Below are 13,645 nucleotides of genomic sequence, written 5' to 3'. Positions count from 1 at the left end.
CGTCGCGCAATGGCGGCACGGATAACAGCCGCAAATCGCAACGGAGTTCGGCGAAATGCAACGAGGTGTGAAAAGCTCGACTGTGCGTTTACATCCTGATTTCGTTAAGATTTATCTGATGCCGGTTTACTGTAAATCGCGTCTGGTGCCACGTTCATGTGTTTCAGCACCGGCCCCATGATGTTGCCAAATACCGGCGCGGCCACCGATCCGCCAAAGTGATCGCCAGCGGTAGGATGGTTAATCATCACCACCAGCGCCACTTCCGGATGGCTGGCCGGCGCGATGCCGGCGGTGTAGTTGACATAGCCGCCGTCATATTTGCCGCTGCTGCCCATCTTCTCCGCGGTGCCGGTTTTGGTCGCCAGCCGGTAGCCCGGAACCGCTGCTTTCACCCCGGTACCGCCCGGCAGCACGTCACTCTCCAGCATGTGCACCACGGTTTGCACGATCTGCGGATCCGCCACCTGCCTGCCCAGCACCGGTGGCGTCACTTTGGTGATCGACAGCGGGCGATAGACGCCATACGAACCGAGCGTGGCGTACTCACGCGCAATCTGCAGCGGCGTTACGCGCAGACCGTAACCGAACGAGAAGGTGGCGCGCTCGATGTCCGCCCAGCGCTGGCGATGCAGCGGGAAGTAACCCACGCTCTCACCGGTCAGCCCCAGCCCGGTCGGCTTGCCGAGACCAAACGCCTGGTAGGTGTTCACCAGCGCTTCCGCCGGCATTGCCAGCGCGATGTGCGACACGCCGATGTCGCTGGATTTCTGCAAAATGCCGGTCATGGTCAGGCGTGGCCAGTGGCCAACATCACGGATCAGGTGGCCGTTGACGCTGTAGGGCGTGGTGTCGATCACCGAATCGGGGCGAACCAGATGACGCTGCAGCCCTTCCATCACCACCAGCGGTTTCACCGTCGAACCGGGCTCGTAGCTGTCGTTGATGGCGGTATTGCGCATTTGCGCCGGCGTGGCGTTGTCATAATTGTTGGGGTTGAACGAAGGATAAGACGCCATAGCGAGGATCTCGCCGGTGTCGATCTTCACCAGCACCGCCGCGCCCGAATCGGCCTTGTTGAGCAGCACGCCGTCGCGCAGCTTGCTGTACAGCGTAAACTGGTCAAACTTATCGATGCTGAGCTGCACCGTCGGCGGCTGCTTCGGCGGCTCGTAATCGATCATCGCAATAATGTTGCCGTCCCCATCCTGGCGATACACCTCTTTACCCGGCTCGCCCTGCAGTACCCGGTCAAAGCCCTTCTCCAGCCCGTTAAGCCCGTTATTGTCCGCCCCGACGATGCCAATCAGCGGCGCCGCGGCCTCACTCATCGGATAAAAACGGCTGTCGTCATACACCGAACTGATGCCTTTCAGATGCAGTTCTGCAATATCTTTGGCAATGCCCAGCTCGATTTTGCGCCCGAGATAGAGGAAGCGCTTTTTCGGATTGGCGGTGATCTGCGCGCGCAGCTCGTCCGGTCGCAGATTCAGCGCCGCCGCCAGATAGCTCCATTTGGCGCTGGTGAAATCGGGATTGGCCTCCAGCACGCGCAGCGGATCGGCGATGATATCGCGCGATGGCACGCTGAGCGCCAGCGCCTGGCCGTCGCGGTCGAGCAGCGTGCCGCGGTTGGTCGGCAGCGTCACGGTACGCAGCGAGCGCTGGTCGGCCTCGTGCTCCAGCATCGGATGATTGATCAGCTGCAGATCGCCGACGCGCGCCAGCAGCAGGCCCATGCAGCCTAATACGCCCAGACAAATCAGACGAAAACGAAACGGGTTAAACGGGGCTTTAATCTGGTCTTTTCCCAGAAATTTTTTAATCGGGGGCATGGCGATCCGCTGCGATAAAAGATGAATCCAAAGGGGTTAGCTGCAGTTATAAAGAAAGGTAAAGCGAGTTGACAGGAAAACAATGTATCAGTTCGTTTATGCCCGATTGAGGTCACCGCAACGGGACGCTTCACACCGGCAGATCGCAGGCAAAAAAAACCTGCGCATCTGCGCAGGTCGGTGTAATCAAGAAAACTGTTGATGTTCACCCATCAATACCTCTGGGACCCTGACTGTAGCAAGTTGCTCAGCGCAGAAACTATCACTCAAACGCAACAGTTACCGGCAAAATGTAACCAGCGGTGAGATTGTTAGCCGATTGTGCAACTGGCGTGTTTTTTGATTTCCACCAGGCAGCTCATGGCGTTCGGGCCCTGAGTTAACGACGAGGTCCCGATGTCGAGCGTCAGCACGTTAGGGTTGCCGGCGCGGTCCCACGGCTGCCACGCTTTGCCAAAACCGGGATCGAACCAGGCGCCGGTGGCGATGATCACCACGCCGGGCGTCAGGCCGTCCGTCAGGCGTACGCCAGCCAGCATACGGCCACGCGCGTTGCTCACTTCAATCTCATCGCCGTCACTGATACCGCGCGCGGCGGCGTCGTCAACGTGCATATACAGCGTTTCGTGACCGGCAGTTTTGCCGGCCTGCACCGTGGCGGTGGCATCCAGCTGACTGTGCAGGCGATCCGCAGGCTGCACCGAAATCATGTGCAGCGGGAACTGCGCGCTGAGCGCTGCGCCAAGCCACTCCTGCGGCGCGCGCCACTCCGGATGCCCGGCGAAATCCGCCAGCTGGTAATCGGCGATGGTCTGGCAAAACAGCTCAATTTTGCCGCTGGCGGTGTGAATCGGATGCGCCTGCGGATCAGCGCGGAAATCATCCATAAACACGTACGGCTTGCCGCCCTGCGGAATCTCAACAAAACCGCGCTGCCAGAATGCCTCGAACTCCGGGAACGCGATGTCCAGCTGCGCATGCGCCTGCGCGCACTGCTGGTAAAGATGCTCAATCCACTGCATCTCGTTGCGTCCTTCGGTAAAGCGATCGCGGTAGCCAAGGCGATCGGCCAGATCGGCAAAAATATCAAAGTCGTTACGCGCCTGATGCTGCGGTTTAATTGCCTGGTGCATCGCCAGCACGAAGCGGTCACGCGAGGAGCCGCCAATGTCGTTGCGCTCCAGCGTGGTGGTGGCCGGCAGCACGATGTCCGCCATCTGCGCCGCGGGCGTCCAGACGATATCCTGCACGATGACCGTATCCGGACGCTGCCAGCCCTCGACCAGTCGGTTGAGCTGCTGGTGATGGTGGAACGGATTGCCGCCTGCCCAGTGCACCAGGTGAATGTCGGGATAGTGCAGCGTCTCGCCCTGAAACGCATACGGCTGGCCGGGATTGAGCAGCATGTCGCTGATGCGCGCCACCGGGATCGACAGGTTCGCCGGATTCGGGCCGGTGCTCATCAGCGGCGCCGGGCCTTCCTGGCGCGGATTGCCGACGCTGTTCATCGAGCCATGGCCAAAAGAGAAGCCGCCGCCCGGCAGTCCCGGCTGGCCCAGCATCGACGAGAGCGCAATCATCATCCAGTACGGCTGCTCGCCGCGATGGGCGCGCTGCACCGCATAAGCACAGGTGATGAAGCTGCGTTTGCCCGCCAGCTGCTGCGCCAGCAGCGCGATACGCGCCGCCGGGATGCCGGTTATCGCACTGGCCCACGCGGGCGTTTTTGCCACGCCGTCGCTTTCGCCCAGCAGATAGGCACGCAGCTGCGGCCAGCCGGTGCAGTGGCTGGCGAGGAAAGCCTCATCGATCGCGTTGCGGCGGGTAATTTCATAGCCGAGCGCCAGCATCAGCGCCACGTCAGTGTTCGGGCGAATCGGAATCCACTCGGCGTTAACGAATGCCGGGCAGTCATCGCGCATCGGGCTGATGTTAATGATCGGCGTGCCTTTGGCGCTCAGCTGCTGCAGCGCCGGTTTCAGGCTGTGCTCGCCGGCGCCGCCGGAGGCCACCTGCGCATTTTTCAGCGCCAGGCCGCCAAAGGCGACGAAAATTTCTGCGTGCTCCACCACCTGCGGCCAGTCGGTGACGCGGCCGGTGAGCGGCATATAAGTGCCAATCACGTACGGCAGAAAGAACTGTGCCGCACCCCAGCTGTAGTTACCCTGCTGATCAACGCCACCGCCGCCCTGGAAATAGAAGCGACGAATCAGGGTGCGCGCATGGTTAACGCGACCGGCTGATGACCAGCCGTACGAACCGTTGAAAATGCCGGAAGCGCCGTAGCGGTCGCGCACCCGGCGGTTCTCTTCCGCCACCAGATCGAGCGCGGTGTCCCAGTCCACGGCGACAAAATCTTCCCGGCCGCGCAGCGTGCGATCGCTGTTTTCACGCGACTTCAGCCACGAACGGCGCACCATCGGCTGACGGATGCGTTTATCCGAGTACACCAGTTCAGGGATAGTGTGGATCATCGGGGAAGGATCGGCATCGGCGAAGAAAGGTTCGCAGGCAATCAGGCGCTGATTTTCGGTGACGGCGGTAAACGCGCCCCAGTGCGCAAGGTGCGGCACACGAGTTTTCATGGTTATGGGTCCGGCAGGCAGGTGTGATTCAGGCTGGCAGCATAGCACGGTGCCGTTACCGGGCTAAAGCCTCACCGTGAGCGTCTGATTTTCCGCACTTTTGCGACAGCGCTGACATTCTGGCGGGTTGCGGCTGCCGGGCTTTTCCGTAACACTGAGAGCATGTGTAAACGTTTTCCCGGATGTCGACCATTGCATGGCTACTATTAAGGATGTTGCCCGCATGGCGGGGGTGTCGGTCGCGACCGTGTCCCGCGTCATCAATAATTCGCCCAAAGCCAGCGAGAGTTCGCGCCTCGCCGTTACCCAGGCCATGGAACAGCTGCAGTATCACCCGAACGCCAATGCCCGCGCGCTGGCGCAGCAATCCACCGAAACGCTCGGGCTGGTGGTAGGCGATGTGTCAGACCCGTTTTTTGGCGCGATGGTGAAAGCGGTCGATGAAGTCGCCGGGCAAACCGGCAACTTTCTGCTGATTGGTAACGGTTACCATAATGAGCAGAAAGAGCGTCAGGCGATTGAACAGCTGATGCGCCATCGCTGTGCTGCGCTGGTGGTGCACGCCAAGAAAATTCCCGATGACGATTTAGAGCTGCTGATGAAGCAGGTGCCAGGCATGGTGCTGCTGAACCGGCTGCTGCAGGGGTTTGAGTCACGCTGCATTGCGCTGGATGACCGCTACGGCGCCTGGCTGGCTACGCGCCACCTGATTCAGCAGGGTCATACGCAGATCGCCTTTATCTGCTCGACGCACACCATTTCTGACGCCGAAGATCGGCTGCAGGGCTACTACGATGCGCTGAAGGAGCACGGTCTGCCGTGCAACGACCGGCTGGTGGCGTGGGGAGAACCGGATGAGGTCGGTGGCGAGCAGGCAATGACGGAACTGCTCGGACGCGGCAAGCAGGTGAGCGCGGTGGCGTGCTACAACGATTCGATGGCCGCCGGTGCGCTGGCGGTGCTGAGCGATAACGGCATTCGCGTGCCCGAAGAGATGTCGCTGATTGGCTTTGATGATGTGCTGGTGTCGCGCTACGTGCGTCCGCGCCTGACCACGGTGCGCTATCCGATTGTGACCATGGCGCAGCAGGCCGCGCAGCTGGCGCTGGCGCTGGCCAACGGCACCGCGCTGCCGGAGGTGACCAATATGTTTAGCCCGACGCTGGTCAGGCGGCATTCGGTGGGTGGACCAGGTTAAACGAGTGCGGGCTTTCCCTCACCCTAACCCTCTCCCTGAGGGAGAGGGAACGTTCCAGAGCGCGCGGCAAGGAGAGCGCGGTCAGCCCCCTCTCCCGCTTGCGGGAGAGGGTTGGGGTGAGGGCCAGCGCGCGCGGTCAGCCCTTGCGGAAAGGGGACGTTCCAGAGAGCACGGTCAGCCCCCTCGCCCGCTTGCGGGAGAGGGTTGGGGTGAGGGCCAGCGCGCACCCAACCTCCTATAAATCCTGCGAATACACCTTCACCTGCACCTCAGGAAACTCCAGCGCATCACACTGATACTGCCAGCCGAATCGCTCGTAGTAGCCGCCAAACGTTGACCACAGCCACACCGTTGCATAGCCGCGCTGGCGGGCATAGTCCAGCACGTGCTGCTGCAGGGCGGCGCTCAGTCCCTGCCCGCGCGCCGCTTCATCCACATACAGCGCGGCAACCCACGGATAGAGATCCTGACGGCTAATCAAATCGCAGCGCCAGAACCCTACCGTGCCGTGCGGCACGTCATCCTCGTCCAGCGCGACAAAGGTCACCGGAAATGCGGCACCGTTCAGGCTACTGCGTACAATGCTGTCGTAAAACGCGCGCGAGGTGCCGTCACCAAACGCCTGCCATAGCCAGTCGGTGATCTGGCTGGCGTGATGCGGCACACTGCTGAGCGGCACGATGCGCATCAGTTCAGCTCCAGCGCCAGCAGTTCCTGAATGGTCTGCGCACGGCGAATCTCACGCGGCACGCCCTGCTCAAACAGCACTTCCGGGATCAGCGGACGGCTGTTGTAGTTGGAGGACATTGATGCGCCGTAAGCGCCGGTATCATGGAACACCAGATAATCGCCGACCTGTGCCGCTGGCAGCGCGCGGGTTTCCACTTTGCCCCCTTCCAGCTGGGTAAACACATCTCCCGACTCACACAGTGGCCCGGCCACCACGCTCTCCACATGCGCCTCACCCGGCGCGCTGCCATCGGCAGGCAGCAGCGAAATATGGTGATAGCTGCCGTACATCGACGGACGCATCAGATCGCTGAAACCGGCATCCACCAGCACAAAGTGACGGCTGCCCATCTGCTTCACCGCCCGCACCTGCGACACCAGCACGCCCGACTCCGCCACCAGGAAACGGCCCGGCTCGATCTCCAGCTTCACCGCATGGCCGAGGTGCGCCGCGATACGCTCGCGCGCGCCGTTCCACAGCCCGTAATAGTGCTGCGTATCAATCGCCTCCTCACCAAAGCGGTAAGGAATCGACAGCCCACCGCCCGCCGAAATGGCCTGCAGGTCCTGGCCAAAGGCCACTACCTGGTCGACCATCGCGTCGCACACCTGCTGCAGATGGCCGTAATCGACGCCGGAACCGATGTGCATATGTAAACCTATCAGCTGCAGGCCATGCTGCTGAATCGCCGCCAGCGCCAGCGGCAGATCGCTGTGCCAGATGCCGTGCTTACTGTTTTCGCCGCCGGTATTGGTTTTCTGGCTGTGACCGTGGCCAAAGCCCGGATTAATGCGCAGCCAGACGCTGTGACCCGGCGAAACCGCGCCAAGCTGATGCAGCATATCCACGGATCCGGCATTTACCGGCACCTTCAGCTCGGCGATGCGCGCCAGCGTCGGCGAGTCCAGCACATCGGCGGTGAACACAATATCCTCGCCGCCCGGCTGAAAACCGGCAGCCAGCGCACGTTCGATCTCGCCGAGCGAGACCGAATCGACCTTGACGCCGGCAGCGCGCATCAGCCGCAGAATATGAATATTTGAGCAGGCCTTTTGCGCAAAGCGCACCACGTCAAACGCGCTGAGCTGCGCAATACGCTGCTGAATGATTTCGGCATCGTAAGCCCAGAACGGGCCGCTGTAGCGCTGCGCCAGCGGCAGCAGATTTGTGGCGTTAAGCGCCGTCTGGGAATCGTTAAGTGGACGTGGCATGAGCATTCTCCTGAGTCGTTGCTGTCATTTAGCCACAGCACAGTGATGCAGAAAAATATCTGTTTAAGCATCAGCTATGCAAATATGATATGGATGACACGGAGGCAAGGATGGCAAAAATTAACTGGCGGCATATCGAAATCTTTCACGCGGTGATGACCAGCGGCAATCTGACCCAGGCCGCCACGCTGCTGCACACCTCGCAGCCAACCGTGAGCCGCGAACTGGCGCGGCTGGAGCAGCAGCTGGGCTTACAGCTGTTTGAGCGGGTGCGCGGCCGCCTGCAGCCCACCGTGCAGGGGCTGCGGCTGTACGAAGAGGTGCAGCGCTCGTGGTACGGTCTGGATCGCATCATGGATGCCGCCGAAGGGCTGCGCAATTTCCGCCAGGGCGAGCTGTCCATCGCCTGCCTGCCGGTTTTTTCCCAGTCGCTGTTACCGCCGCTGCTGCAGCCGTTTTTACAGCGCTATCCGCAGGTGAGCCTGAATATTATTCCGCAGGAGTCGCCGCTGCTGGAGGAGTGGCTGTCGGCGCAGCGCTACGATCTCGGTCTGACCGAAACCCAGCATGCACCCGCCGGGACTGAACGCCTGGCACTGCTGACCTGTGATGAAGTGTGCGTGCTGCCGCCGCAGCATCCGCTGTGTCAGCGGGCGGTGCTGACGCCGCAGGATTTTCACGGTGAAAACTATGTCAGCCTGTCGCGCAGCGATAGCTATCGTCAGTTGCTGGATGCGCTGTTCCATGAGCAGCAGGTGGAGCGGCGGCTGGTGCTGGAGACGCACAGCGCCGCGTCGGTGTGCGCGATGGTGCGCGCCGGGGTGGGTATTTCGATTGTTAATCCGCTGACGGCGCTGGATTACGCCGACAGCGGCGTGGTGATGCGCCGCTTCAGTATTGCCGTGCCGTTCACGGTGAGCCTGGTGCGGCCACAGCATCGGCCGGCATCGGCGCTGGTCGATCACTTCTGCGACCACCTGCAGCAGCAGGTGGCCACCTTTCCGCAGCGCATCGCCCAGCGGCTGGCTTAAGCGCGCACCGTCTCGCGCTGACCGCCCGATTTGCGGAAGGTCAGCAGACAAACCACTAAGCCCGCTGCCGCCAGCGCTGCTGCCGCGACCGGCACCGCCGTCAGGCCATAGCCTTTGTCGATCACTGCGCCGCCCACCCACGCACCAAGTGCGTTACCGACGTTGAAGGCCGAGATGTTGAGCGTCGACACCAGGTTCGGCGCGTCTTTGCCGTGGCGCACCACGTTGATTTGCAGGCCCGGCACGGTGGCGAAGGTCGCCATCGCCCACAGGAACAGGGTTATCTCTGCCAGCCACAGTGCATGGCTGGTCCAGCTGAACAGCAGCGAGAACACGGCGATCAGCGAAAAGCTGAGGATCAGGCTGAACGACACTTTCCAGTCCGCCAGTTTTCCGCCAACAATGTTACCCACCGTCAGGCCAGCGCCAATCAGGAACAGCGTCCAGCTGACACCGCGATCGCTGATGCCGGTCACCTGCAGCAGCAGCGGCGCAATGTAGCTGAACAGCGCAAACATCGCGGCGGCAAAACACACCGTCATCAGCAGTGACAGCCACAGTTTGCCGTTGGCCAGCGCGCTGATTTCGCTTGCCAGGTGCACCGGTTTTTCATCTTTGTTAGTCGGCAGGCTGACGATCAGCGCGATGAACGCGAGGATGCCAATAATCGCCACGCCCCAGAAGGTGGCGCGCCAGCCAAACAGCTGACCAAACCAGGTGCCGAGCGGCACGCCCAGTACGTTGGCCAGCGTCAGACCGGTAAACATTAGCGCCACCGCCGACGCCTGACGGCTCGGTGCCACCAGGCTGGCCGCCACCACTGAACCGATGCCGAAGAACGCACCGTGACACAACGCGGTAATGACGCGCGCCAGCATCAGCAGGTTATAGGTATAAGCCAGCGCACAGAGTACGTTGCCGATGATGAAGATGATCATCAGCAGAATCAGGGTACGTTTACGCGGCAGTTTCGCGGTCAGCAGCGCCATGATTGGCGCGCCGATAGCCACGCCCAGCGCATAGCCGCTGATCAGCCAGCCCGCAGAAGGAATCGACACCTGCAGGTCACCCGCCACTTCCGGCAGTAACCCCATGATGACGAACTCCGTGGTGCCGATGGCGAACGCACTCAGCGCCAGCGCCAGTAATGCAACAGGCATAACACACTCTCCCAAAATAATTTTGCAGGCGGGCCGCACGACGAACGCCGTACGGTTAAGACAGACGCGTATCCCTCCGACAGTGCGGGGATGTTTATTTTTGAACTGCGTCACAGTCTGCTATTAAAGCACAGCCTCCGGCTATCAACCACCCGGGCGGCAGCAAGGCTATTTTGCCTGCGCGGCAATAATGCCGGCGCTAAAAAGTGTCGCTTATGCATCACTGAGACAGGACGGCGATAACAGACTACGCTTGATAACAGGTTGTGATCGCTGTCACAGCGACGGCGCTTTCTGGCGTTAAATCAGGCAGTAAAGGATGGTCGCACATTGCCGATACCCCAATGGATTGCCCGGTAATGCGGCGTCAACACAACAGGGGGACAGAGTTATGCGATGGATCATCGCGCTGGCGATCGGCGGCTTAAGCGGCTGTTCGGTCGGGCACTATGAATACAGCTCAGAAGCGGCCAGGCGCGTCGATATGACCGTTACCGGCATCCCCACCGTGCTCGGCATGGGTGCGCTGGGCACCACTATCCCCCTGACGCGCGAATATAGCCTGACGGCGGCACACGTGGCCAAATATTCGCTGTATCGGGTGAAGGCCTGGCATCCGGAGTGCGATATCGCCGTGGTTTATCATGCGAATAAAGAAGCCAATCTGCCCCCGCAGTTCCGCAACAGCCATATCGGCGACAACGTTAATCTGTATGGGTATAGCTTTATCTCCGCGCTGCCGGTGGCATCAAGCGGCAAAAATCTGATCAATACGACGCTGAGCAATGACTGGAATAAGGCCAGCTGCGTAGTGGTGGCGGCCAATGCCGGCGTGGTGAAAGGCATGTCCGGCGGCGCGGTGTATAACGCCAGCGACGACACGCTGGCCGGGGTGATTGTCGGCTATAGCAGTCGGATTGATGATAATAAGAGCGGCAAAACGCTGTTTAAAGATGTGGCGCTGTATGTGCCTTATGCGCGGTTCCAGGCGTGGCTGGATGGGGTGGTGAAGTCTTAGGTTGGGTGCGCGCTGATGCCCTCACCCCGGCCCTCTCCCACGGGGAGAGGGAGAATACCACAGCGGTCCTCTGCCACAGGGGGAGGGAGAAAACCACAGCGGCCCTCTGCCACAGGGAGAGGGAGATAACCACAGCGGCCCTCTCCCACCGGGGAACAGGCAAGTCCCCTCTCCCCATGGGAGTGAGGGTGAGGGCAACCTGATTACTTACCGGTCGGGCGCAGAGCCGGGAACAGGATCACGTCACGAATGGTGTGGCTGTTGGTGAACAGCATGACCAGACGGTCAATACCAATGCCCAGACCCGCAGTCGGTGGCAGACCGTGCTCCAGCGCGGTGACGTAGTCTTCGTCGTAGAACATCGCTTCGTCATCACCGGCGTCCTTCGCGTTAACCTGCTGCAGGAAACGCTCGGCCTGATCTTCCGCATCGTTCAGCTCGGAGAAGCCGTTACCGATTTCACGGCCGCCGATGAAGAACTCAAAGCGGTCGGTGATTTCCGGGTTCTCGTCATTACGACGCGCCAGCGGTGACACCTCTGCCGGATACTCGGTGATGAAGGTTGGCTGAATCAGGTGCGCTTCGGCGGTCTCTTCGAAGATCTCGGTCACCACGCGGCCCAGACCCCAACTCTTCTCCACTTTAATGTGCAGCGCGTTGGCAATCGCCACTGCTTTATCAAAGTCATCCAGATCGGCGAGGTCCGTCTCAGGACGGTATTTCTTGATCGCTTCACGCATGGTGAGCTTCTCAAACGGCTTGCCGAAATCGAAGGTGTGCTCACCGTAAGGCACTTCCGTCGTGCCCAGCACGTCCTGCGCCAGGGTACGGAACAGACTCTCGGTCAGTTCGATCAGATCTTTGTAATCCGCATACGCCATATAGAGTTCCATCATGGTGAACTCTGGATTGTGGCGCGGCGAAATCCCTTCGTTACGGAAGTTACGGTTGATCTCAAACACGCGATCGAAACCGCCAACCACCAGACGCTTCAGATACAGCTCCGGCGCAATACGCAGGTACATGTCGATGTCGAGCGCGTTGTGATGAGTGATGAACGGACGCGCGGATGCGCCGCCAGGAATCACCTGCATCATCGGCGTTTCTACTTCCATAAAGTCGCGGTTAACCATGAACTGACGAATGCCGGCCATGATTTGTGAGCGAATTTTGAAGGTCTTGCGCGAATCGTCGTTGGAGATCAGGTCAAGGTAACGCTGACGGTAACGGGTTTCCTGATCGGCGAGGCCGTGGAATTTGTCCGGCAGCGGACGCAGCGCTTTGGTCAGCAGGCGCAGCTCAGAGATATGGATCGACAGCTCGCCGGTTTTGGTTTTGAACAGCTTACCGCGCGCGCCGAGGATATCGCCGAGATCCCACTTTTTGAACTGCTCGTTGTAGACGCCTTCCGGCAGATCGTCACGGGAAACGTAGATCTGAATCTGACCGCCCACATCCTGCAGGGTGGCGAACGACGCCTTACCCATGATGCGGCGGGTCATCATACGACCGGCTACGCTCACCTCAACGCCGAGCGCTTCCAGCTCGTCGTTCTCTTTGCTGTCATAGTCGGCATGCAGACGATCGGAGGTGGTGTCACGGCGGAAATCGTTAGGAAACGCCACGCCCTTTTCACGCAGCGCGCTGAGTTTTTCGCGACGCGCTTTCAGTTCGTTGTTTAACTCAAGGGCGGCATCAGCGCTCTGCGGTTGTTGTTCAGACATGTCGGTTCCTTATAGCCCTGCTTTTAAACTTGCTTCAATAAAACGGTCAAGATCGCCATCCAGTACGGCCTGGGTGTTACGCGTCTCTACGCTGGTACGCAGATCCTTGATGCGCGAATCGTCAAGAACGTATGAACGGATCTGGCTGCCCCAGCCGATGTCCGACTTGTTCTCTTCCGCCGCCTGCTTGTCGGCATTCTTCTTCTGCATTTCGTATTCATACAGCTTGGCACGCAGCTGTTTGAAGGCCTGATCTTTGTTCTTATGCTGCGAGCGGTCGTTCTGGCACTGCACCACAATGTTGGTCGGCAGGTGAGTAATACGCACCGCGGACTCGGTTTTGTTAACGTGCTGACCACCGGCACCCGAGGCGCGATAGACGTCGATACGCAGGTCGGCCGGGTTGATTTCGATGTCGATGTTGTCATCCACTTCCGGGTAAATAAATACCGAACTGAATGAGGTGTGACGACGACCGCCGGAGTCGAACGGGCTCTTACGCACCAGACGATGAACGCCGGTTTCGGTACGCAGCCAGCCGTAAGCGTAATCACCGATGATTTTGATGGTGGCTGATTTGGTACCGGCCACTTCGCCTTCGGACTCTTCGATGATCTCGGTTTTGAAGCCTTTGGCTTCCGCCCAGCGCAGATACATACGCAGCAGCATGCTGGCCCAGTCCTGCGCTTCGGTGCCGCCGGAGCCGGCCTGAATATCCATGTAGCAGTCGGCGCTGTCGTATTCGCCGGAGAACATGCGGCGGAACTCCAGTTCACCCAGCTTCACGTCCAGCGCGTCCAGCTCGACCACGGCTTCGTTGAAGGTCTCTTCGTCGTCGGCTTCAACCGCCAGCTCCAGCAGACCCTGCACATCTTCCAGCCCCTGCTGCATCTGGTCGAGCGTTTCAACTACCGCTTCCAGCGAGGCGCGCTCTTTGCCCAGCGCCTGCGCGCGTTCAGGTTCGTTCCAGACGTCCGGCTGTTCCAGCTCGGCGTTTACTTCTTCGAGGCGTTCTTTCTTGGCATCGTAGTCAAAGATACCCCCTAAGAACGCTGCTGCGCTCACTGAGGTCCTGGATACGATTTTTGACCGGATTAATTTCAAACATGGCTTTTCAGTCTTTTTTGACGATTCGGTGAGAGGAGATAAAAGT

The 13,645-nt window shown here is 60.1% G+C and carries 10 protein-coding genes; 3 read left to right on the top strand and 7 right to left on the bottom strand.

Features of this window, described 5'->3' with window-relative positions:
• Positions 1 to 104: 104 nt before the first annotated feature.
• Both AC6I7J_RS04055 and AC6I7J_RS04050 read right to left on the bottom strand, forming a co-directional pair.
• A complete protein-coding gene (locus AC6I7J_RS04055; protein ID WP_021506690.1) occupies positions 105 to 1,835 on the bottom strand; it encodes a penicillin-binding transpeptidase domain-containing protein in 1,731 nt (576 codons plus the stop codon).
• Positions 1,836 to 2,146: 311 nt separating this feature from the next.
• Positions 2,147 to 4,420, bottom strand: coding sequence for a molybdopterin-dependent oxidoreductase (locus AC6I7J_RS04050; protein ID WP_031279488.1), 2,274 nt, complete (start codon positions 4,418 to 4,420; stop codon positions 2,147 to 2,149).
• Between the two features lie 196 nt (positions 4,421 to 4,616).
• On the opposite strand from AC6I7J_RS04050, the gene galR reads away from it, so the two are divergent.
• A complete protein-coding gene (gene galR / locus AC6I7J_RS04045; RefSeq protein ID WP_031279486.1) occupies positions 4,617 to 5,618 on the top strand; it encodes an HTH-type transcriptional regulator GalR in 1,002 nt (333 codons plus the stop codon).
• 235 nt (positions 5,619 to 5,853) lie between these two features.
• Here galR and AC6I7J_RS04040 read toward each other — a convergent pair whose 3' ends face one another.
• On the bottom strand, positions 5,854 to 6,306 hold the full coding sequence (locus AC6I7J_RS04040; RefSeq protein WP_021506687.1) for a GNAT family N-acetyltransferase: 453 nt from the start codon (positions 6,304 to 6,306) through the stop codon (positions 5,854 to 5,856).
• Entirely contained in the window at positions 6,306 to 7,559 is a 1,254-nt protein-coding gene (gene lysA, locus AC6I7J_RS04035; protein WP_125309798.1) for a diaminopimelate decarboxylase, read from the bottom strand. The genes AC6I7J_RS04040 and lysA overlap by 1 nt, the downstream gene beginning before the upstream one ends.
• 110 nt (positions 7,560 to 7,669) lie before the next feature.
• Between lysA and AC6I7J_RS04030 the strand changes: the two genes are divergently transcribed.
• Positions 7,670 to 8,590, top strand: a complete 921-nt coding sequence (locus AC6I7J_RS04030; protein WP_021506685.1) for a LysR family transcriptional regulator — start codon at positions 7,670 to 7,672, stop codon at positions 8,588 to 8,590.
• Here AC6I7J_RS04030 and AC6I7J_RS04025 read toward each other — a convergent pair.
• On the bottom strand, positions 8,587 to 9,750 hold the full coding sequence (locus AC6I7J_RS04025; protein WP_021506684.1) for an MFS transporter: 1,164 nt from the start codon (positions 9,748 to 9,750) through the stop codon (positions 8,587 to 8,589). The two genes, AC6I7J_RS04030 and AC6I7J_RS04025, sit on opposite strands and share 4 nt — an antisense overlap.
• Before the next feature lie 391 nt (positions 9,751 to 10,141).
• On the opposite strand from AC6I7J_RS04025, the gene AC6I7J_RS04020 reads away from it, so the two are divergent.
• Positions 10,142 to 10,768, top strand: coding sequence for a hypothetical protein (locus tag AC6I7J_RS04020; protein ID WP_021506683.1), 627 nt, complete (start codon positions 10,142 to 10,144; stop codon positions 10,766 to 10,768).
• A 203-nt stretch (positions 10,769 to 10,971) separates the two neighbouring features.
• On the opposite strand, the gene lysS is transcribed toward AC6I7J_RS04020, so the two are convergent.
• Both lysS and prfB read right to left on the bottom strand, forming a co-directional pair.
• The gene (gene lysS, locus AC6I7J_RS04015) at positions 10,972 to 12,492 is read right to left on the bottom strand and encodes a lysine--tRNA ligase (protein WP_021506681.1); all 1,521 of its coding nucleotides are present in this window, start codon (positions 12,490 to 12,492) and stop codon (positions 10,972 to 10,974) included.
• A 9-nt stretch (positions 12,493 to 12,501) separates the two neighbouring features.
• A protein-coding gene (gene prfB / locus AC6I7J_RS04010; protein WP_104093670.1) for a peptide chain release factor 2 occupies positions 12,502 to 13,600 on the bottom strand; the annotation gives its coding sequence in 2 pieces (ribosomal slippage) (positions 12,502 to 13,524 and positions 13,526 to 13,600; 1,098 coding nt in all).
• Positions 13,601 to 13,645: the final 45 nt, after the last annotated feature.

The organism is Type-C symbiont of Plautia stali (assembly GCF_059730935.1).
Note: the sequence above shows the minus strand (reverse complement) of the source record. Positions and strands in the feature narration are given on the sequence as shown.